The organism is Pseudomonas sp. GD03858 (assembly GCF_029840925.1).
Classification (GTDB): domain Bacteria; phylum Pseudomonadota; class Gammaproteobacteria; order Pseudomonadales; family Pseudomonadaceae; genus Aquipseudomonas.
Map to the genome: position 1 here is coordinate 78,690 of NZ_JAOCDM010000003.1, position 21,519 is coordinate 100,208.

Consider the following 21,519-nt stretch of genomic DNA (forward strand, 5'->3'; position numbering starts at 1 on the left):
CAGTGATCGCGGGCAAGAGCGACTGTCCTGTCCAGACGCCCCGATCTGGCGCTCCCAGAGGATGCACGACACGTGTGAGCTTGGCTCAGCGTGCGTAGATGCGTTTCCCGGCGAACCACGTCTGCAGCACCCGGGTATCGCGCAGCGCCTCGGGTGCGACGCTGAAGACGTCGCGGTCGAGCACGATCATATCGGCTTGCTTGCCGGCCTTGATCGAACCGATCTGCCGTTCCAGGCGCATGGCCCGGGCGGCATTGAGGGTGTAGGCCTGGAACATCGTCTCGCGGTCGAGGGCCTCGGCGGCGTTGAGCACGCCCCTGGGGCCTTTGCGGCTGATGGCCTGGTAGATGGCCTGCCACGGGTCAGGGGTGCTGATCGGCCAGTCGCTGGCACCGGCGATGGTGGCGCCGTGGGCGAGCAGCGAGTGCGCCGGGAAGGTATGCAGGAAGGCCATGGCCTCGACGTAGGGTTTGACCAGCTCCAGATTGGCCTCGTCGGCGCTGGCCCAGTACAACTGCATCGAGGCGATCACGTCCAGCTGCCTGAAGCGCGGGTACTCCTGCGGGTTGACCATCTGCAGGTGGGTGATCGAGTGCGCGATGCCGCTGGCGCGGTCGCGGCGGGCCTGGGCCACGCCATCGAGCGCCGCGCGCACGGCACGGTCGCCGATGGCGTGCACATGCACCAGCCAGCCACGGGCATCGGCGGCGCTCACCAGCTCGCCGAAGTGCGCCGGGTCCAGCAGCAGCTCGCCGTGCTGCCCCGAGTTGCGGTAAGGCGCGAGCATCGCCGCGCTCTGCGCCGGCATCTCGGCGACGCCATCGGCGAACACCTTGATGCCGGGCAGGGTGAGGTTGGGCACGCCGAGAAACTGCCGGCGCACCTTGTCCAGCTCATCCAGGTCGGCCGGGCGCGCCCTCGAGTCGGCCAGCAGCAGCGCGGCTACATGGGCCGTCAGTTCGCCGCGCAGGGCAAGGTCCTTGTACACCGGCAATACGCCGAGCGAATCGTTGTGCACGTCGGCACCGGGCAGTTCGTTGGCCAGCGGGTCCATCCAGCCGGTGACGCCCAGGCGCTTGTAGTGGTCCAGGGCCTGGCGCCCGGCGCTCATCAGGGTGTCGTGGGTCAGTGCCGGCAGCAGGTCGGTGACCGGGTACAGCCCGGCATCGACGAGAAAGCCGTTCGGCGTGCCGTCCGGGTGCTGGCCGATGGTGTTGCGGGCCGTTGCCGGCAGGGCGGCGATCTTTGCCGCATCGATGCCGGCACGGGCGAGCATGGCGCGGTTGGCCCAGCCGGTATGCATGTCGTTGGCGGCGAACAGGATCGGCTGGTCGGCCCATTCGCCCTGGTTGAAGCGCTGCTCGAGCGCGGCCAGGTCGTCCCAGTAGATCGGCGGCAGGCCGCCGACGCTGAGGAACTCGCCGCGGCGGGCCTTGCCGTCGTCACGCCACTGACGCAGGCGTTGCTCCAGGGCGTCGAGGGGGAGCTGTTCACCGGCCAGGTCGGCCAGCTCCAGTTGCAGGCCACCCTTGATGGCGTGGGAGTGGGAGTCGAGCAGGCCGGGCATCAATACCTTGCCGCCCAGGTCGATGGTCCGCGTGCCAGTGGCCTTCAGGCGCAGCACGGCCTGGTCGGAGCCCACCGCGACGATCTTCTCGCCCTCCACCGCCACGGCTTGCCGCAGTGGCTGGCCCGGCTCGGCGGTGTAGACCTTGGCGTTGTACAGGATCAGGTCGACGGCGGCGAAGCCGGGCAGGGCGGCGCAGGCCAGGCCGGCGCCGAGCGCGATCTTCAGGAACTGCTTCATGCGATGCCTCGTGCTTGATGGGGGAGGCGGCAGGCTAGCCAAGCGGGAAGGGCGGTTAAACGGCACGACAGGCACAACTTTATTCGCGTTCTGGAAAGAGTGCTTGCTGTTCCCCGTCGATTGCCGCCTGCGCAGGAATCCATGGATACTCCACGGCGCCCCACGTGTGCCAACCAGGAAGCAACCATGGACAAAATGACGGCCCTGACCATCTTCGTCGCCGCCGCCGAGCACGGCAGCTTCAGCCGTGCCGCCGAGCAACTGGGCAAGACGCCGTCGGCCATCACCAAGGCGGTCGCCCACCTGGAGGCCGAGCTGGGGGTGCGGCTGTTCGAACGCACCACCCGGCGCATGGCCCTGACCGAAGCCGGCACCCTCTACCTGGAGGGCGCGCGCCAGGCCTTGATGCACCTGCAGCGGGTCACCGAGGAAGTGGAGCAGTTGCAGCATGAGCTGCGCGGCACCCTGCGCATCACCGCGCCACCGTCGTTCGGCCCGGCCTTTCTCAACCAGGTGTGCTGCCGCTTCATGCGCGAGCATCCGCAGGTGCGCCTGGAGGTGAACCTCAACGATGCCAACGAGGACCTGATCGATGGCGGCTACGACCTGTCGCTGCGCGACGGCCCCACCGACCAGCCCGAGCTGATCGCCCAGCCGCTGATCGAGAATCGCGTGATCCTGTGCGCCAGCCCCGACTACCTGGCCCGACGCGGCGAGGTCATCACCCTGGACAACTACGCCCAGCACGACTGGCTGCTGCTGCGTCACCCGTTGCTCAACCGCAGCTTCTGGTGGATCGAGCACGAGGGGCAGACGCTGCGCGTGCGCCAGCCGACGGCCAGGCTGGTCAGCGACAGTTTCGACTTCCTGCTGGCCTGCCTGCTCGATGGCCAGGGTCTGCAGTTCATCCCCACCTGGTGCGCGGCCCCCTACCTGGCGAGCGGGCAGCTGCTGGAGGTGATGCCTGATTACTGGCGGGCGCTGAGCGCGTTCGGCCCCTGGGTGCATGTGCTGTACCTGCCGCATCGGCGCAATACGCGCAAGGTGCAGGCATTCATCGCCCTGTTGCACGAGCACTTGCGTGGGCAGGGCCTGCGCGCCTGAGTTTTTCCTGGTGGGCACAAAAGTTGTGCGGGACCTGGCGATGATCGGGGTGGAGCCTCGCCGCTAGGCTTGCCGCTTGCGTCCCATCAGGAAAGCCGTCGTGAAGATCCATACCTGCGTCACCGATACCCTCGATCCCCATGCCCGTGGCCGTCAGGTCGGCGAGCGCTTCGCCGGGCAGATCGGCGAGACCACCCAGCTGTACCTGGAGTTCTTTCCCCGTGTCGGCGTGACGCTGGGCGAAGCGCAGCGCATCGGCGAGAACAGCCTGGCGGCTCTGGAGGCCTGGAGCCCGGACCTGGCGGCCGAAGTTGCCGGCCTGGCCTGCGGCAGCGGCCTGCCGTTGTGGCAGCTGGCGAGCCTCAACGCCCGCACCGAGGTGCTGGCGGCACGCACCCGTCACAGCGAATGCTCCACCACCGTGCATGCCCCCCGTGGCCCGCGTGTGCCGCAGACCCTGCAGACCTGGGACTGGCACGACAGCCTGTGCCCCCATGGCCTGATGCTGGCCCTGCGCAGCCGCCAGGGCCTGGCGGTCAAGCTGTTCTGCGAGTTCGGCATGCTGGCCAAGCTGGGGGTCAACAGCGCGGGCCTGGGTCTGCACTTCAACATCCTTCACCACCGTAGCGACAACACCACAGGCGGCGTGCCGGTGCATGCCATCGCCCGACGCCTGCTGGACGAGGCACGCAGTGTCGACGAGGCCATCGAGCTGGCCCGCTCGGCGCGGGTCAGCGCTTCCACCGTGCTCACCGTGTTCTCCCGCGAGGACAGCAGCCCACGTGCGGCGAGCATCGAGCTGAGCCCCGAGCGCACGGCGCTGGTGCTGCCCGGCGAGGATGGCTGGCTGTTGCACACCAACCACTTCCTCGATCCGCAGCTCAGCGCCGGCGAGCAGGTTGCCGACCGCGCCGAGACCGAGGGCCGGCTGGCCCATCTGCGGCAGGTGGTCGAGCAGATGACCAGCGCCGACCCGCGTGCCCGGGCCGAGGCCATGTGCGGCGCCGCGGGCGATGCCGCGCCGATCTGCTTCCATCCGGACCTGGCGCTGCCCGACACCGAGCGCTGGGAGACCCTGCTCAGCGTGGCCATCGACACCGAGCACGGCCATCTGGACTACGTGGCCGGCACCCCGCTGCAACTGGCCAAGGCCGGCTGCCAACGCTTCTGAGCCCATTCGCCTCACGAGAACAACAACAATGCATGCACACCCTTCGCGTTCCGCCTTGCGCACCTTCTGCGTCTCCGGCCTGGGCACGGCCCTCGAGTTCTACGACTTCATCATCTACGGCACCGCCGCGGCGCTGGTGTTTCCCCAGGTCTTCTTTCCTGGGCTGGATCACCTGACCGCTACCCTGGTGGCGTTCAGCGCCTTCGGCGCGGGGTTCCTCGCTCGCCCCTTGGGTGGCCTGGTGTTCGGCCATTTCGGCGATCGCGTTGGCCGGCAGAAGGTGCTGGTCACCACCTTGCTGCTGATGGGGCTGAGCACCTTCCTCATCGGCTGCCTGCCGGGCCATGCCAGCCTCGGTGTGGCCGCGCCGATCCTGCTGGTGCTGCTGCGTCTGATCCAGGGCTTCGCCGCCGGGGGCGAGTGGGGTGGCGCCGCGCTGTTCGGCATCGAGTCGGCGCCCCCGGGGCGGCGCGGGCTGTGGGGCAGCTTCACCAGCATGGGCATTGGCGTGGGCGGCATTCTCGGGGCGGCGGTGTTCGCCCTGGTCAGCGTCGCGTTCGATGACAACCTGGTGGACTTCGCCTGGCGGATCCCGTTCTGGCTGGGGGGCACCCTGGTGCTGATCGGCCTGTACGCACGGCTGAAGACGCCGTCGGCCACGTCCACGGCCAAACCCGTGCGGGCGCCCCTGGCCCAGGCCTTGCGGCAACGGCCACGGCAACTGTTGCTATGTAGCGGGATCGCCTTCGGTTACTGCACCGTCGCCTATATCGGCAGCACGTTCTTCCTGACCTACGCCACCCAGGTGGGTTACGGCAGCACCGAGGCCCTGATGTTCGACCTGACCCTGTCGGTGGCCATCGTGCTGTCGGCGCCGCTGTTCGGGTACTTGTCGGACCGCCTGGGGCGGCGCGTGGTGATGGTGTTCGGGGCGTTGGTCATGGCCTTGGGACTGTTCGCCTTCTTCGCCCTGGTGGACATGCGCCACTTCGCCACCGCCCTGTTCGCCTATAGCCTGATCGGCGCGCTGATGGGCGCGACCCAGGGGCCGATTCCGGCCTTCCTGGGCGAGCAGTTTCCCCGTTCGATGCGTTACTCGGGGATCTCTGCCAGTTACCAGGTCGGTGCGGCCCTGGGCGGGGGAACGGCCTCCAGCATTGCCACGGCGATCCTCATTCTCACCGACCACGACCCGTTGGGCGTGGCGTTGTATGGGGGCGCCGCGCTGGCGCTGGTGGCCGGGTGCTCACTGGGGCTGAAGGAAACGGCGCGCCTGGGCATGGCGCAGATCGATGGCGATCACACCGCCGAGAACACCGAACCGGTGATGCGCTCGCTCAGCAACTCCAGTGCCCGCAGCCCCGCCAGCGAGTTGCCCGAGGCGTTGAGCGCCGGCGACCACACGCAGATGCTGTAGCGCCCCGGCACCACCGCGACGATGCCGCCGCCCACGCCGCTCTTGCCCGGCAGGCCGACTCGGTAGGCGAAGTTGCCGGCCTCGTCGTACAGCCCGCTGGTGGCCATGATCGCGTTCACCTGCTGCGCCTGGCGCGGGCTGAGCACTTGCTCGCCGCTGTGCGGGCAATAGCCGCTGTTGGCCAGGAAGGCGAAGCCACGGGCCACGTCCACGCAGTTCATCGACAGCGCGCAGTGGTGGAAGTAGCTGCGCAGTACTGCGTCGACATCGTTGTGGAAGTTGCCGAAGGCCTGCATCAGGTAGGCCATGGCCGCGTTGCGCGCACGGTGCTGGTACTCGGACTCGGCCACCACGGCGTCGCTGACGATGCGTGGGTTGGCCGCCAGGCGGCGGACGAAGTCACGCATCGACAAGGCCGGGGTGGCATAGCGTGACTGGTTGATGTCGCAGATCACCAGGGCGCCGGCGTTGATGAACGGGTTGCGTGGCCGGCCTTTTTCCACCTCCAGCTGCACCAGCGAGTTGAAGGCCTGGCCCGACGGTTCATAGCCCAGTCGCGACCAGATGTCCTCGCCACTGTGGTTGATCGCCTGCACCAGGCTGAACACCTTGCAGATACTCTGGATCGAGAACGGCGTGCGCGCGTCGCCTGCGCAGTGCAGCTGGCCGTCCAGGCTCTGCACGGCGATGCCCAGCTGGTTCGGATCGACCTGGGCGAGGGCGGGAATGTATTGCGCCACCTGGCCCTGGGCGAGCAGGGGGCGGACGTGGTCGAGGATCTCTTGCAGAAGTGCTTGCATCGGGGAACCTGGGGCGAAGGAAAGGCGCGTTCGAAGCGTCCAGGTAGACGATGGCCGCAGGCGCCGGAGCACATCGTTTGCATCGCGCCCCGTGTGCCGCTAAAGTCTGGCCTCAGGCGTTCGCTGCGCCCGCGGTCCGCGCAAAGGGGTTCCCCAGGCTCTGAACACCTCATTCCATTCCAGCTCCCGGCTTGTCGGCGGACCGAGCCCCACAAGGAGTTGGCATGCCCGCCATCGATGCATCCCGTCACCACGGCCTTCTCGACCTGCCTGCGCTGCGCAAGCGCGCCAAGCGCCTGCTCAAGGCGCTGGACCCCGATACCCGCACGCAACTGCACGCCCTGGGCCTGCACGGCCCGGATTACCGTCTGGCCGATACCCAGTGGCTGGTGGCCCGCCAGGCCGGTTTCGCCAGCTGGCCGAAGCTCAAGGCGCATGCCGACGCGGTGAGCTTCGCCGCGCGCCATCCGGGTTTCGCTGCCGATGACCAGGCGCAGGTGCAGCATTGGCGCTGTGGCAACGACATCGAACACAGCCTGCGTATCGCCGGATTCTCCGGGGCATTCTGGATGTTCGACGATCCCATGGTGATGGGCCCCGTGCCGGCCCTGCCGGAGGATGACTACTGGCGTGTACGCACCGCCTACGTGCAGCGCGTGTTCAAGCTCGACCCCGTCGACCTGGCCCGGCGCCAGGCGCGGCAACGCACGGCACTGGCGCAGTTGAGTGGCGACAGCCAGATGGTGCTGTGGTGCGAGGCGGATGCCTATGATCAGCTGTTCCTCGTGCGTGTGCTGGCCAGCCTGACCGCGCTGCCCAGGCGTCTGGAACTGGTCGAGGTCGACCGGGTGCCGGGCGTTGAGCGTTTCGTCGGTATCGGCCAGCTCGCTCCGGACCTGCTGGCCTGGCTATGGCCGCAACGCCGGGCCTTGGGCGAGGACGCCCTGGCCCTGGCGCGCCAGGCCTGGGCTGCCTACACAGCGTCCGATCCGTCGGCCTGGGCCGAGCTCGCCACGCATCGACACACGGCGCTGCCGTTGCTTGGCGCCGCGCTCGCCCGCCAGTTGCAGGAGCTGCCAGGGGCCGATGACGGCCTGAGCCTGACCGAGCGCCTGAGCCTGCGCATCCTTGCCCGATACGGCGAGTTGCCGGCCGGGCGCGTGTTCAGCGAGCTGATGACGCGCGACGAGCCGCTGCCGTACCTGGGCGACCTGATGTTCCATGTGCTGCTGCGCCCGTTGATCGACACGCCACGCCCACTGCTGCACGAAAGCCCCGGCGAGCACTGGCAGCAGCGCTCGCTGCGCCTGACCGCGCTGGGCGAGCAGGTACTGGCAGGGCAGGCGAACTGGCTGGACCAGGGGCCTGCCGAGCGTTGGGTGGGCGGCGTGCGCATCGATGCCGGGCAGGCGCCGTGGGTGGTCGGCGCGCAAGGGCAGGTGTGGCAACGTCGGTGATCCGCTCCCTTGGGGAGAGATCCGAGCAACTGTCTTGCTCAGACTCCTCGATCTGGCAGTCCACTCTGTGGGAGCGGCTTCAGCCGCGAACACCGGCGCAGCCGGTGCCAGGCACCGCAGTACTCTGGCACGGCCTTGACGAATGCTATTGCGTGGCCTCGAATACCGCGTGGTACTGCACCGAACCCTCTGGTACATCGCCAGCGAAGGCCAGGGCCTGGAAGTACTCGGCGGGGACTCCGGGCAAGGTCAAGCCTGGATGGGCCTTGAAGCCGAAGCGGCTGTAGTAGCCCGGGTCGCCCAGCACCACGCAGCCCCGGCCACCCAGCGCGTGCAAGCGGGCCAGCGCGGCGTTGACCAGTGCCGAGCCGATGCCTTGTCCCTGGCGCTGCGGTGACACCGAGACCGGCCCCAGTCCGTACCAGCCAGCGGTGCCTGACGACAGGGTCACCGGGGAGATCGCCACGTGGCCGACCACGGCGTCGGCCGCCACGGCCACCAGCGACACCGTGAGCTGGCCCGCCCGGCGCAGGGCCGTGACGATGAACTGCTCGGTGTGGCTGCTGTGCTCGACGTTGGCGAAGGCGGCTTCGGTCAGCTGGCTGATGGCCGCGCTGTCCTGCGGGCGTTCGTCGCGCAGGGCGATGCCATTGTCGAGGTGCCTTTGGGTGTCGGCGTCGATCAGGCCGCGCAGGGCCTCGAACAACGGCGTCGCGGCGGTGTAGCGCTTGCCGTAGTTCAGGTTGAAGGCGTAGTCGAAGCCTGGTGGGTTGCGGCCCTGGTTGTGCTGCAGCAGGGTTTCCAGCTTGTCGAGGGCCTTTACCGCCTGGGCTTCGGGCGAGGTCGCGGCTTCGTAGTCTTCCCACAGCGCCATGATTTCGTCGCGCAGCGTGGCGTCCAGCGACGCCATCAGGTGCAGCAGGTCTTCGCGCTCCTGCTGGCTCTTGTCGGGGAAGCCCTGCTTGCTGACGGCAGGCACGTCGCCATGGATCGCCTCGCCCAGGTCGTGGATCAGGCACATTTTCAGCACCTTGAGCAGGTCCAGCTCGCCCAGTTCGTCGGCGAAGGTGATGGCCATCAGGCATAGTCGCCAGGTGTGCTCGGCGGTGCTTTCGGCGCGACCGGTGGAGGTATGGGCGCTGCGGATCACGCTCTTGAGTTGTTCGGCCTGGCGCAGGAAGGTCAGGCGGTTCTGCAGTTTTTCGATGTTCATGGTGACTCCATGTCCTGGGGCGGTTTCAGCGTGTCTGCATGACGAACAGATGATAACCGTACTCGCCCAGGTGGTTTTCGTGGATCTCGAGTTCGCGTTTGATATCGGCCAGGGCCTGGGAGGCGAACGTTTCGTCGGCCAGGGCGGACACGCGTTCGCGCAGCGGCCCCAGGTAGTTGGCCCAGGCCTGCGGGCTCAAGGGGAAGTGCAGCAAGGTGCGATAGCCCAGCCGGGCGATGCTGGCCAGACGCGTGTCGACGCTCTGCAGGTCCGGGTAGCCGGCTTGCCAGAATGCCTCGGCTTGCGGGGCGAGCCTGTCGGCCACCCGCACCAGGTCGCTGACCACCAGGCAGCCCTGTGGCTTGATGAAGGGCCGCCAGTACTTCAAGGCATTGTCGAAGCCCATGATGTAGGCGCAGCCCTCGGCCCAGAGCGTGTCGAAGCCCGGCTGGGCGAACGGCAGGCGGGTCATGCTCGCGCATACCGGCGTGACGCGATCCTGCAGGCCTTTGTCGGCGAGGGTGGCCCGCAGGCAGCCGAGGCTGTGTTCGTCATTGTCCAGCGCGGTGATGCGCGCTTGGCTGTGCTCGGCCAGCAGCACGCTGGTGGCGCCACGGCCACAGCCGATTTCCAGCAGTGTGGTCGGTGCCCGGGGCAGGGCGCGCAGGGCTTCGAGCGAGTCGTGCGACGAGCCGGGGCCGAGGTGTTGCAGGCCATCGAAGATACGCTCGAAGTCGGCCATGTAGCGTTCGTGTTCGTTCATGTCGCGGGATAACCATTTCAGGCGCAGGGCCTGCTTTTCACTGAATCCTTGGGTGCGCAGCCACGCCAGGTGAGCCCCGGGGGCCTGCCGTTCGAGCACTTGGTGCCAGGGGCGCATGGACGACAGGCCGAGCATGGCGGCGAGCAGGTCACGCGAGCGCTGCCGGGCGGCGATCTGCTCGTCCAGGGTATGCAGGCGGGCGAGCAGGACGGAACGGTCCATGCGCCCCTGCAGGCACGCCTGGCATTCCTTCAGGCTCAGACCGCCGGCCTGCAGCTGCTGCAACAGACGCAGCTGTTGCAGGTCCTGTTCGCTGTAGTGGCGATAGCCGTTGGCCTGGCGCCGGGACGATAGCAGCCCCAGCTTTTCGTAGTAGAGCAGCGTGGAGCGGGCAAGGCCGAGCTTGGCTGCCAATTCGGAAATGCGATACATCTGTCCTCCCCTCATGCGCTGGGGCGATGATGAACCCTGAAGTTATAGACAGGTAAAGCGCGAAAGTGACGACGATCGGCATGGGTGCATGTGCCGTGGATCAGGCGTTACTCGGCGGCGCCGATCTCATCCATGAAGTCGTCGACGAACGATGCCAGCCGTGCATGCCTGATCGCGGCCAGGCGGGCGCCTTCGCGGGTCTGCAGGCCAGAGGCGAGCTTGAGCAGCTTGGCATGGAAGTGCTCGATGGCGAACGTGTTGTCCTGATAGTCGCGACCCTGGGCGCCCGGGTTGTCGCGATCGTACAGTGCCGAGCCCAGGCGCCCGGACACATAAAAACAGCGCGCGATGCCCACCGCGCCGATGGCGTCGAGGCGGTCGCTGTCCTGGAGGATCTTCGCTTCCAGGGTCTGTGGCGCGAAACCTGCCGAATAGCTGTGGGTTTTCACCGCGTGGGCCACTTGTTCGATGCGGGGCGCGGGCCAGCCCATGGCGCTGAGGATTTCGGCGGCCTTGTCGGCGCAAAGACTCGACGCCTGGGTGCGCAACGGTGAGTTCTTCTCCACCGCCACGCAATCGTGCAGCACGGTGGCGGCGAGCAGCACCTCCAGGTCGCCGCCCTCCCAGGCCTGGATCCGCCGGACGTTGGCCCAGACCCGATGGAGGTGAGAGAGGTCATGGGAACCGTCGCCGGGTGCGGCGGGCAGGCAGGCCAGCAGCCTGTCCGCCAGGGGCTGCAAGGGGGAGAAAGGCGTGTGGGTCATGAATGACGGGCGTGGGCGTTCTTTTCAGCCAGTGCAATGGCGCGCTCGCGGGCTTCCCTGAAGACCTCCAGCAGCGCCTTCTCCTGGGAAACCTTGAGGGCGCGGGCGGCGCGCAGTTCCCAGATGTACCCGATGCCCAGGCCTACGGCCTCAGCCAATTGCAGTGCATCTTGCGCTTCGGCCAGGTCGCCCAGGTAGTGCGCCACATGATGGGTGATGCTCTCGGAAAGCGAGAGTCTCTCGAGCGCCTTGCGTGCGAGGGCAAACTGTTCGGCGGCCGCGGGGCTCAGGCTGAGGTGCTCGAATTGCAGCAGGCTCAGACGATCGGTACTCAAGGGCGAATCTCCGTTTCTTGGCAGTGGCAGTGGGTTACTGTCTTACCTTTTGCCAGGCAGCACAAGGGTGCTCCGAGGTTTGTACGTGAAGTCGCCGAACGGTCGAGGCGCGGACCGACGTCGGCGTTGTGTCGCCGGCAGGTTCGCGCCTGTCGGACAGGCCGGGTGGCTGGCGTGCGACGCTCATTCTACGGCGATTTGCGTACCCACATCGCACTGATCTTCGCGCCATCGGCCAATTGGTCGGTAACCGTCTGACTCAGCAGCCTGGCAAAGCTGTCCAGCTGCGGGCGTTCACTCGCCCCTTGGGGGGTGGCAGCGAAACTGCTGGCGGCTTGCGTCCAGCTGCGCAGGCCGGGGAAGTACTCCACCAGTCGCTTTTTCCCCACGACATCGCTCAGCAGCGCCCGGCATAAATGGCGGCCCTGGGTCGTCAAGCCCTGATAGGCAATGTATTCCAGGTCATTGGTTTCATAGTGGATGTACTGGATGTGCTCGTCATAGGCATGGTACCGGGGATGAAAGAAACCCAGTCCGTCGCATGAGCGGTATGGCCCCGCGTGCTCGTTCCAGTCGCTATCGCCCTTCAGATAGTTGCAGTCGTGACATGCCAATGCGAGGTTGCGCAACCGTAGCGCCCGCGCCGGGTAGCGGCTGCTGGGCAGCACATGCTCGATGGGGGTCGCATGGGCGTAGGCAAGCAGCCATCGCTTGCAGTAGCAGCAGCGCGGCTCTTGTTCGTCCTTGAGACGGTCGCGAATGAGCTCTTTCCAATACTTGTGATGCGGCAGGGGGTCATTGCTCAATCTTTTCCAGACCTTGGTGTCGCCGGCCTTGGCGTCACGTTGCAGATTACGCATCGCCCTGAATCGCTGGCGTTGTTGCAGCGTCTGTCGTTGCGCTCTGGTGAGGTACGGGCCGAACTTCACCGTGGGGGCGGGCGGAGCCTTGGCGTTCATACGGTGCTCTGCCTTTTCGCCAGCTTGAAGGTTTCCTCGATGGCTCTTTGTGCCTGGTCAATCAGCTGAGCGTCTCGTTCGAAGCGATCATCACGCAGCGCGCCTGAGGCTTTCATCAGGTCGCGCAACTCGCCGAGCTTGTCGGTGAGCTGCTTGTGCCGCGCGCGCATGGCGCTTTTTTCCTGGTTGATGGCGCGCATCGCGTCAGCGACCAACGCGGCGCAGCGCTCAGGCATCTCGCGATTGTGCGGGGTGTAGGTCTCGAAGCCTTCGAGCAGGATGGTTTCCACCGAGTGGCGACGTTCCGGGGCGATGTCGGTCAGCTGCTGGTCCTTGGCCAGGAAGCAGTGGTCGATGGGGTCTTGCGCATTGGCGACCACTGTTGGCGAGTGGGTGGCGACGATCAACCGTGCACTGCGTTCCCTGGCAATCAGACCGAGTAATTGCGGCAGCAATTGTTGCCAATGCACATGGAGACTGAGTTCTGGCTCGTCGATCAGCAAGACCCTGCCAGGTTGCGCCGCCACGATGATCTTGGTGAACAGCACGAGCACTTGCTGCTCTCCGGAACTCAGCTCGCTGAAATGGAACAACTGCGTGCTGCCTTGCCGGGCGACAGCCAGTGACTTGTCTCGGGTTCCACGGGTTTGCTTGATGTGCTGGCCGAAGGGCTGGAGTGACTCACTCAAGGCCAGGGGGTTGAGCACATCGTTCAGTTCGTTTTTCGGGACGAGGTAGGTCTGATGCTTGAAGCCCAGCCGATCCATGACATGGTCGAGCGTCCTTACCCGGGCTTCGTCCTTGTGCAGCTCGACCATGAGGCTGATGAGCTTGCCTTCGATGGCCGGCACGGAGTAGCCGTTTTCGGTCCTGTCGCCCAGGTAGCGGTAGTCGCCCAGTTGCCTGGCCCAATGGGGGAAACGGTCCTGTGGGCCGATGGCGATCGCCGAGCATGGCGTGTCCTGCTCTTTCAATCTGCTGATGAGCGAGGCCAGCAGCCAGCTCTTGCCCGCGCCGTTGTTGCCAATGATGTACACGCAAAGGGGCACTTCCCGTGTGTCGTCCAGCAGGCGTGTCAGGGGCCTGTTGTCGAGCAGCGAAAAGCTCGGCAAGGAACTACGCGGGGGAACGCGTTTGCTGCTGACCGCGGATCTCAGTGCCTGACGTGTCTCGACAACTCGGCATACGCCGTCGATATCCTGGTATCCGCGGTCGAACCACTGAGCGTACAAACCATTGAGTGGGCCGAGCGCTTGGTGTTTGTTGCCTGCCTTCGGTCTGTCGTTGGATCGCCACTTCTGAAGGATGGCGATAGCGAACTCGGCAATGTGACGCACGTTGGCGCCTTTGACAGGCTCGAGGGTCTGACGGGTATCGATGCACAGGGTTTGTCCACCCCGCAGCTTGGCGCTGTTCAACAACCAGGCGGTGTGTGGTCGTGTCTTACCCGCATGGCTGTAGCTGGTGAAGTCGACGATTGCCTCCAGCAGGTCCTGCTCGCTCAACAGGCGCCTGACAGCTTTCTGTGCCGGGTCCTCCGCACCTTTGGTGACCTGAAAAACCATCAGCGTTTCGCCACTGAACCGGTTATCGACGGCAAGTGAGAACAAGTGGGTGAAGGGATGCGCAAGCAGAGCGGGGTTGTCCAGCAAGGCCAGGTTCGCCGCATTGCCTTTTGCGGCGTCATCGATGCGCTTGCAGCCAATGCCCTGCACGGCGAGCCGCAGATGGATCAGGTGCATGAAGGGGCCCCCTGTATCCCTGACTTCATGCTGGTCTTTGTCGGCCAATGGATTGCCGTGCCTGATCAGTGCCTCACCGTTGTAGGCGTACAGGTCGGTGATACCGCGCTTGCCCGCCAGGCCCGCGGTCAGTTGCGCGACGAAATCCGCGTGATGTCGATTGAATTTCGCGCGACCGATGATGCGATAGAACAGTGTGTCGAAGAGCGCCAGACACTCCTCCCGTGGCCTGAGCCTGGCCCAACTCGACAACAGGTTCGCGCACTCTTCCACCCGGGAAAGATCGAGCGTGGTCTTCGAGGCCTTGGCCTTGCAGGCATCCACCAGCGTCCGGGTCAGAAGTGTCGAGGTCCGAGGTAGCGTCTTGTCCTGGCGCATCAGGGCGCCGGACCACGGTTCACGTGTCCAGTCGACAAGCTGCGCCCCAAAGGTGTACAGCAGGACTTGCTCGAACTCCTGGTCGGGGCGCTTGCCTTGAAGCTGTTGCTCCTTGGCCTGCGCCAACAGTCGGCCCAGCCAGATGATGCTTTCGTCCATGGGTGTCACATGCCAGCAGATTCAGTTGGCAGAGAAGTCTACGCAAGGGATCGAGTGGTGGCGAGTGGCCATTTTCGGGTTCGCCACCTGGCTGACAGCAAAAGGGGCAATGCCGGCAGGGGATTAGCGACGATAACGGCGGTGATCGTCCTCGTAGCGATGGTGCCACGCGCGATCATGATGGCGTTCCCAGTAGCGTTGTCGCTCCATCGCCCGGCGGTGCTGCTCCCTGCGCCATTGTTCACGGTGCCATTGCTCTCGCCGCCAGTCGTCCCGACGGTCATGCCAGCGATCATCGTGACGGTAGCGATCGTCATGGGCCAGCAATGGGCCGCCGTGCTCGCCGGCCATGCTTGGCCAGGGCGCAGCCCTGCTGGCCGCAGGTTCCGGGGTGAAGGATGGACTGACGGTCTTGAGCTGCTTGGCGGCGACAGGCAGCGCCGTCGCGAGCGCGAGCAGGCCGGCGATCAGCAGGCGTGAGGCAGGCAGTTTCATGGTGAAGGGCAACCTCTGGATGGCAATTGGACCGCTGACGACAGGAGCGCGCGACATCGTTGTGGCGTGCTGACCAATAGACCGCCAAAGCGCAAAAAGTTCTGGCGAGCGGCAGGTCGCGGATCGCTATCCAGGGGGCCTTGCGTTCGGCAGGCATGGCGCCAGCCGCTGGTCTTTGCTCATATCATCCCGCCCTGGGGCGACAGCGCTTGCGCCGGTACATATCGTCGTCCGCCAGGCTGAGCAACGTGTCGGCGTCGGTACCGTCCATGGGGTAGCAGGCCACGCCGATGCTGCACGACGGCATGCGGATCGCGCCGAACTCATCCCCCAACGGTTCGGCCATGACGGCGAGAATCTGCGCCACCTTTTCGGCCACGGCGCTGGCCGACGGGAGAGCCGGCAGCAGCACGGTGAATTCGTCACCGCCCATGCGGGCCACCGTGTCGCTGGCCCGCACGCAACCCTGCAGGCGCCGGGCGACGGTACACAGCACACGGTCTCCCGCCGCGTGGCCATGCACGTCGTTGATGCCCTTGAAGTCGTTGATGTCCAGGAACAGCAAGCCCAGCACCTGCCCTTCGCGCTGCGCCGTGCCCAGGGCCGCCTGCAGGCGCTCGTTGAACAGCGAGCGGTTGCACAGACGGGTCAGCGGGTCGTGATGGGCGAGAAAGCGCAGTTCCTCCTCGGCCTCGGTCAGCGCCGTCACGTTGCGTGCCACGCCGATTCGCGCGCCCACTTCGTCGGACCAGAACGCCGCCCAGAGAATATGCACGATACCGCCATCCTTGCGGATATAGCGGTTGCGAAAGTCGAAGTGCGCATGGCCGTTCATCACCCGGATGATCGAGGCCCGTGTGCTGTCCAGATCGTCGGGGTGCAGGTAGCGGGTGATCGGCGTGCCGGTCAGCTCGTCGGCGCGGTAGCCGAGCAAGGCTTCGCAGGCGTTGCTGACGAACACGATGGTGTTGTCCCGGTCGACCACGAACACCGTGTCCAGCATCAGGTGGATCAGCTTGGGGTAGAGCGCGTTCAGGTCGACGGGCATGGGGCAGGGCGTCCGCTACGAAATGGCTCGATCGTGGCCCGATCGCGAAGGGCGGCGGCGGATCCGCAAGGCCGATCGCAGCGCCTGGCCAGCATACACATGGATGTATGCGGGCACTACGGGGCCAGTTGAAATCGCCCCGTGGTGGCCTTTTGCGGTTAGTCGTGGTCGAAAAGCAACGGCGTCAAATGGCGGGCAAGCAAACGCAGCATAAGGTCGACCTTGGGCAGCAGTTGCCGACTGCGCGGCCAGATGAGGTGTACCGGCAACCCCGGCGTTGCCAGGTGCGGCAGGATTTCCACCAGCTCGCCACGGCGCAGTTCGTCACCAATCATCCAGGTCGCCAGTTGCGCGATACCGTAGCCGCCCTTGACCGCCTGCACCTGGGCTTCACCGCTGCCTACGGTGATCCTGCCGTTCATGGTGCGCCGCTCGATCTGGCCATCGGGACCGCGGAACAGCCAAGGGCTGACACTGCCATCGGCACGGCCATACATGATGCACTCGAGCTGGTCGAGTTGATGGCTGTGCTGGATGTCCAGGTGCTGGCCCAGGTACTGGGGCGCTGCGCAGAAGATCAGGCGTTCCTGGCCGAGCTGCTGGTGCGCCAGCAGGTTGGGCAGTTGCTCGACGCTGCCGATACGCACCGCCAGGTCGATCCCTTCCTCGATGAGGTCGACGAAGCGGTCGGTGAACGAGGCATGCAGACGCAGGCGCGGATTGTGTTCGGTGAAATTCAGCAGCAACGGCAGTACATGTTGCTTGCCGAAGGTCACCGGCACATCGATGCGCAGGCGCCCGGCAGGTTCGTGCCGCTGTGCGGCCAGAACCGTTTCGGCTTCTTCGAGCTCGGCCAGGATGCGCGCGCAGGTACGGTAGAACGCCTCGCCGCTGTCGGTCAGGGCCAGGCTGCGGGTGGTGCGCCTGAACAATCGAGTCCCCAGGCGTGCTTCGAGGCGGGCGACGCCCTTGCTCACGGCCGAGGTCGAAAGATTGAGCTGCGTGGCGGCGGCGGTGAAGCTGCCGGCGTCCGCCGTGGTGACGAAAACCTCGATGCCTTTGAGGTGCTCGGTGAGCCTCATTGAAAATCCTTCTACCTTTCGCGCCCGAGGTGGGTATACACGCTGCATGCGTTGAGTGCGCGGGGTGGCGGCCAGGGTAGCAGCAAGCACGGCGGGCCGAAACCGAGGTGGCGCCTTCGCCGTCAGGCGAAATACGCCTCGCTCGGTCATCGCAGGAGCGTCCCAGCATCGGTGGCGCGGCGTTCCTCACGCTGGATCAGCAGCAGGCAGATCACTGCCGCCGCCAGGGCTATCGTGGCGGCGATGTAGCCGATGCTGGCCAGGCCGGTCTTTTCGATGCTGTAGCCGCCGATGATGGCGCCCAGGCCGATGCCCGCATTGGCGGCCGAGACGTTCAGGGTGCCCGCCAGGGCCTGGGCATGACTGGCCGCTCTCATCACCCGCACCTGACACACCGGGTACAGCGCGGTATAGGCAATGCCCCAGACGGCCAGTGCCAGCGCCAGGCCAACGGACGAACTGGCCAGAGGCATGCTCAGGGCCATGCCGGCGGCCAGGACCAGCACGAACAGTGCCGTGGCGCCCAGCGGGTTGCGGTCGACCCAGTGTCCCCCCAGCCAGTTACCGACCAGGCCGATGGCGCCGAACCCCATCAACCACCCGCCGACCGCCACCGGGGCGATGCCGGCCAGGCGTTCGAGCATGTCGGCCAGGTAGGTGTAGGCGGTGAACATGGCGGTGAACACCACCACCGAGAGCACGATGTTGCCGATGAAGCGACCGTCACGCAGGATGCGCATCTGCTGGCCGATACTGCTGCGTTCGGAGCGGGCGAGGGGCGGTAGGTAACGCGCCAGCAGCACCAGCATCAGCAGCGATAGCGCGGCCAGCCCCCAGAAGGCGCCACGCCAGCCGATCAGGTTGGCGAACACGGTGCCCAGCGGGATGCCGAACAGGGTGGCCGCGGCGATCCCCAGGTACACCTGGGCCACGGCGCGGCCCGCCTGCCGGGGGCCGACCAGTTGGCTGGCGGTTTCGCTGGCGGTGCCCCAGAACACCGGCAGCAGCAACGCCGGGATGAACCGGGCGAGGCTCAGCACCCAGATGTTCGGGGCCATGGCCGCCAGGGCGTTGGCGACGGCGAAGATCAGCATGATGACCATGAACAGGCGCTTGCGCTCGATATGCGCCAGTGCGGCGGTCAAGGGCGGGCCGAACAGCATCACGGTGAAGGCGAACAGGGTGACCAGTTGGCCCGCGGCGGAAATGGAGATGTCCAGGTCGCGGGCCAGGGCAGGCAGCAGGCCGATGATCAGAAACTCGGTGGTGACGATCACGAAGGCGGCGATGGCGAGCAGGGCGATGGAGCCGGCGCTGCGACGTGGCGTCGCCGAAGCGGGTGAGGGGGCGTGTGGCATGGCAGGCAATCCAGGCAAGGTAGATCGCGCTAGTCTATGTAGGCGATAAATTCCTATCTCGGGCAATTATTCGCTCTATTGTTTACTTGAATTCCACAATGGTGCGGCTGTTACTGGGATTGAATGCGCGTTGTTGGTGATGCGGGCGTTGGCCATTGTCCCTTTCGCGATCTTGTTCGGCATAACAAATCGATAATGATTCCCAGTTCGCTGGGATCGACAATGCCCTGCACGGATCACGATCGATGCCTTCCGATACCTCGAGTTTCCCGGTACTGCTCTGCGCTTCAATGCTCCTGGCAGCCGTCCCCTGCGCCCTGGCCGATGATGCGCCGGCCTCCCGCGAGCAGTCCGGCGAGCGCCGCTACTTCGCCATTCCTGCCGGCCCGCTGGGCCAGAGCCTGACGCGTTTCGCCGAGCACAGCGGTGTGCGCCTGGCCTATGATTCGCGCCTGGTGGACGGCCATCAGGCCCTGCGCCTGGAGGGTCACTACAGCGTCGCAGGCGCCCTGGAAGCGTTGTTGGGCGGAACTGGCCTGAGCGCCATCGCTACCGGCAACGGCTACCTGATCCGTCGGGACCAGGCCAGCGCTGAAGATGCCGTGCGCCTGCAGCCGACCACCGTCAACAGCGTGCACAACGAGGACGAGCAGCGTTTTTCCAACCCGTTCGCGCTCACCGCCGAACAGATCGAGAAACGCCCGCAGGCCAACAGCAACCTCACCGATCTGTTGCGCAGCCACCCGGTGGTGCAGTTCTCCAACAGCAGCCAGAGCGGCCTGAACCAGGGCGAGATCAAGCCCGACTCGATTTCCATCCATGGTTCGCGGCCCTACCAGGGCCTGTTCAGCCTGGACGGCATGCGCATGAACAACGACCTTGATCCGGTCGATCCCGGCAATGGCGTAACCCTGGCCTCGGGAACCTCCAGCGAGCAGGGCTTCTACCTCGACAGCCGCCTGATCGACAGCCTCGAAGTGCACGACTCGAACATTTCCGCACGCTACAGCGGCTTCACCGGCGGCGTTGTCGAAGCCACCTCGCGCAGCTGGCGCGGCGGGCAGGGTGGACGGGTGTACTACCGGCACAGCGACGCCGACTGGAACCGCAGCTTCAGCGACAGCCGCCTGGACTTCGACAGCGCCAACAACAGCGTCGACCGCCCGGCGCGCTTTCAGCCCAAGTACCAGAAGAGCGATTACGGCGCCTGGGCCGAAACCCAGCTGGCGGAAAATCTCGGCGTGGTGCTCAGCGTCTCGCGACGCGATTCGAAGATCCCCATGCGCGACCTGGGCGGGCAGGGGTTCGTCGTCACGGGCGACGAGCTGGTGGCCACGGACAACCCCGCGCGCAATCGCCAGCAACGCCGCCAGTCCGACAACCTCTCGGCCAAGTTCAGCCTCTACGCCACGCCCGAGACCACGCTGCACTGGACGGTGCTGTACTCGGGCTATGACGAGCAGATGTTCCAGAACACCATCGCCGACTCCGGCTACCGCAGCCGTCACGACGGCCTGGGCAGCATCCTCAAGCTCGAGCAACTGACCGACCTTGGGCGCCTGGACCTTTCGGCCAGCTACCGGCACATGACCGACGAGCGCGACGGCGACACCGATTTTCGCATCATGGTCCGTGACTTCAGCGACTGGCGCAGCCCGAAGAACTACCAGTACGGCGGTCCCGGCAGCCTGCAGAGCTACCAGGACACCGTCGAGCTGTCCGGCCAGTTCGCCTTCGATCAGCTGCGCACCGGCGTGCTGGGCCACCAGCTGACCGTGGGGGCCGGGGTCAATCAGGTCGATGCCCAGTTCAAGCGCGACCAGACCTATTACTCGGCGACCTTCACCGGCATGCAGGACTACTACAACCTGCAGCAGGTCGATGCGTTCTTCGCCGGCTCCGCCTCCACCCGCTACACCAGCTACCACTTGTTCGCCGAGGATGCCGTGGAGTGGGGGCGGGTGACCGTGCGCCCCGGCGTGCGCCTGGACCGCGACGACTTCGTCGGGCGCAACAACCTGGCACCGCGCCTGGCCGTCTCGTGGGACGTGCAGGGCAATGGCGACACCGTGCTCAAGGCCGGTGCCAACCGCTACTACGGCAGCTCGATGCTGACCTATGCCCTGTATGGTGCGCAGAACGGCGGCCTCAAGCATTGCTACTACGACCCCAGCTGCCTGGACCTGACCGACAACGGCGATGGCAGTTGGGACGCGACCCCCGACTACGAGGGGCTCGAGGGCCTCAAGACCCCGTACAGCGACGAGCTGATGGTCGGCCTCAGCCAGCGCTGGGGCAACAGCCTGTGGTCGCTGCAGTACGTCAACCGCAAGCACCGCGACGAAGTGCGCAGCCGGCCCAAGTACCCGGACAGCCGCGACAGCGGCAAGCGCAGCATCAAGCAGTTCACCAACGACAGCCGGACCGACAGCGACAACGTCTACCTGAGCGTGAGCATGCTCGAGCCGTTGCGCTGGCAGGGCGCCGAGCACCTCTTCGGCGCCTCGCTGGCCTGGCAGCGTACCCGTAGCGATACCGCGCTGGAGCTGGGCTACAGCGACATCGACCTGAGCATGAAGCTCGATCCGGACAAGGCTTGGTACAACGGCAAGGTGATCAGTGCCAGGGACCTGCCCGCCACCGACTTCAACGCGCCATGGAAGCTCAACCTCGATTGGCAGGCGAGCTGGCAGGCGCAAGGATTGTCGCTGTTCAATCGGGTGACGTTCGAGAGCAGCCGCGACCAGGTCTACAAGCACGACACCGATGCCGACGGCTACTACACGCTGCCCGACAGCGGCCTGCGGGTGCGCAAGTACAGCTCGGCGCGCATCGGCTCGCTGTGGCGCTGGGACACCAGCCTGCAATGGAAGCCGGCGTTCGCCGGTGGGCTGGGCTTCACCGCCGAGGTCAGCAACCTGTTCAATACCCGCAACCAGAGCGACACCCTGAATTGGCGCGGCGGCACCTACAAGGTCTACCAGCCGGGACGTCAACTGTGGCTGGGGCTGTCCTATGACTTCTGAGCCGCGGGC

The 21,519-nt window shown here is 66.0% G+C and carries 17 protein-coding genes and 1 pseudogene; 5 read left to right on the top strand and 13 right to left on the bottom strand.

The genetic code is table 11. The annotated features are described in order from the left end of the window. Positions 1-85: 85 nt before the first annotated feature. A complete protein-coding gene (locus N5D48_RS01910; protein WP_279880489.1) occupies positions 86-1,807 on the bottom strand; it encodes an amidohydrolase in 1,722 nt (573 codons plus the stop codon). 186 nt (positions 1,808-1,993) lie between these two features. Between N5D48_RS01910 and N5D48_RS01915 the strand changes: the two genes are divergently transcribed. The 3 genes from N5D48_RS01915 (at position 1,994) to N5D48_RS01925 (ending at position 5,499) form a co-directional block, all read left to right on the top strand. After that, a complete protein-coding gene (locus N5D48_RS01915; RefSeq protein ID WP_279880490.1) occupies positions 1,994-2,911 on the top strand; it encodes a LysR family transcriptional regulator in 918 nt (305 codons plus the stop codon). A 100-nt stretch (positions 2,912-3,011) separates the two neighbouring features. Further along, entirely contained in the window at positions 3,012-4,082 is a 1,071-nt protein-coding gene (locus N5D48_RS01920) for a C45 family autoproteolytic acyltransferase/hydolase (protein WP_279880491.1), read from the top strand. 28 nt (positions 4,083-4,110) lie between these two features. Then, positions 4,111-5,499 (top strand): MFS transporter, encoded by a 1,389-nt coding sequence (locus N5D48_RS01925; protein ID WP_279880492.1) that lies wholly within the window; start codon positions 4,111-4,113, stop codon positions 5,497-5,499. Here N5D48_RS01925 and glsB read toward each other — a convergent pair. Then, a complete protein-coding gene (gene glsB, locus N5D48_RS01930) occupies positions 5,382-6,299 on the bottom strand; it encodes a glutaminase B (RefSeq protein WP_279880493.1) in 918 nt (305 codons plus the stop codon). The two genes, N5D48_RS01925 and glsB, sit on opposite strands and share 118 nt — an antisense overlap. 224 nt (positions 6,300-6,523) lie before the next feature. Here glsB and N5D48_RS01935 point away from each other — a divergent pair, with 224 nt between their 5' ends. Then, entirely contained in the window at positions 6,524-7,756 is a 1,233-nt protein-coding gene (locus N5D48_RS01935; protein ID WP_279880494.1) for a DUF1835 domain-containing protein, read from the top strand. A gap of 145 nt (positions 7,757-7,901) precedes the next feature. On the opposite strand, the gene N5D48_RS01940 is transcribed toward N5D48_RS01935, so the two are convergent. From N5D48_RS01940 to N5D48_RS01990, 11 genes and pseudogenes are all read right to left on the bottom strand, one after another. Further along, positions 7,902-8,402 (bottom strand): N-acetyltransferase, encoded by a 501-nt coding sequence (locus N5D48_RS01940; protein WP_279880544.1) that lies wholly within the window; start codon positions 8,400-8,402, stop codon positions 7,902-7,904. Between the two features lie 6 nt (positions 8,403-8,408). Beyond that, positions 8,409-8,969 (bottom strand): annotated as a pseudogene (locus N5D48_RS01945) (HD domain-containing protein); the annotation flags it as partial. A gap of 25 nt (positions 8,970-8,994) precedes the next feature. After that, positions 8,995-10,164, bottom strand: coding sequence for a MerR family transcriptional regulator (locus N5D48_RS01950; protein ID WP_279880495.1), 1,170 nt, complete (start codon positions 10,162-10,164; stop codon positions 8,995-8,997). 107 nt (positions 10,165-10,271) lie between these two features. After that, the gene (locus tag N5D48_RS01955) at positions 10,272-10,928 is read right to left on the bottom strand and encodes an HD domain-containing protein (RefSeq protein ID WP_279880497.1); all 657 of its coding nucleotides are present in this window, start codon (positions 10,926-10,928) and stop codon (positions 10,272-10,274) included. Continuing rightward, positions 10,925-11,263 (bottom strand): hypothetical protein, encoded by a 339-nt coding sequence (locus tag N5D48_RS01960; RefSeq protein WP_279880499.1) that lies wholly within the window; start codon positions 11,261-11,263, stop codon positions 10,925-10,927. The genes N5D48_RS01955 and N5D48_RS01960 overlap by 4 nt, the downstream gene beginning before the upstream one ends. A gap of 188 nt (positions 11,264-11,451) precedes the next feature. After that, positions 11,452-12,222 (bottom strand): hypothetical protein, encoded by a 771-nt coding sequence (locus tag N5D48_RS01965; RefSeq protein ID WP_279880502.1) that lies wholly within the window; start codon positions 12,220-12,222, stop codon positions 11,452-11,454. After that, the gene (locus tag N5D48_RS01970) at positions 12,219-14,501 is read right to left on the bottom strand and encodes an AAA family ATPase (protein ID WP_279880505.1); all 2,283 of its coding nucleotides are present in this window, start codon (positions 14,499-14,501) and stop codon (positions 12,219-12,221) included. Before N5D48_RS01970 ends, N5D48_RS01965 begins: the two co-directional genes overlap by 4 nt. A gap of 123 nt (positions 14,502-14,624) precedes the next feature. Next, the gene (locus tag N5D48_RS01975) at positions 14,625-14,996 is read right to left on the bottom strand and encodes a hypothetical protein (protein ID WP_279880507.1); all 372 of its coding nucleotides are present in this window, start codon (positions 14,994-14,996) and stop codon (positions 14,625-14,627) included. Positions 14,997-15,180: 184 nt separating this feature from the next. Further along, positions 15,181-16,044: a sensor domain-containing diguanylate cyclase gene (locus N5D48_RS01980; RefSeq protein WP_279880508.1), complete on the bottom strand. Its 864-nt coding sequence runs from the start codon at positions 16,042-16,044 to the stop codon at positions 15,181-15,183. Positions 16,045-16,202: 158 nt separating this feature from the next. Beyond that, a complete protein-coding gene (locus N5D48_RS01985) occupies positions 16,203-17,126 on the bottom strand; it encodes a LysR substrate-binding domain-containing protein (protein ID WP_279880510.1) in 924 nt (307 codons plus the stop codon). A 146-nt stretch (positions 17,127-17,272) separates the two neighbouring features. Then, positions 17,273-18,484, bottom strand: coding sequence for an MFS transporter (locus N5D48_RS01990; RefSeq protein ID WP_279880512.1), 1,212 nt, complete (start codon positions 18,482-18,484; stop codon positions 17,273-17,275). 245 nt (positions 18,485-18,729) lie between these two features. Here N5D48_RS01990 and N5D48_RS01995 point away from each other — a divergent pair, with 245 nt between their 5' ends. Next, positions 18,730-21,510 (top strand): TonB-dependent receptor, encoded by a 2,781-nt coding sequence (locus tag N5D48_RS01995; RefSeq protein ID WP_279880514.1) that lies wholly within the window; start codon positions 18,730-18,732, stop codon positions 21,508-21,510. Positions 21,511-21,519 lie beyond the last annotated feature (9 nt).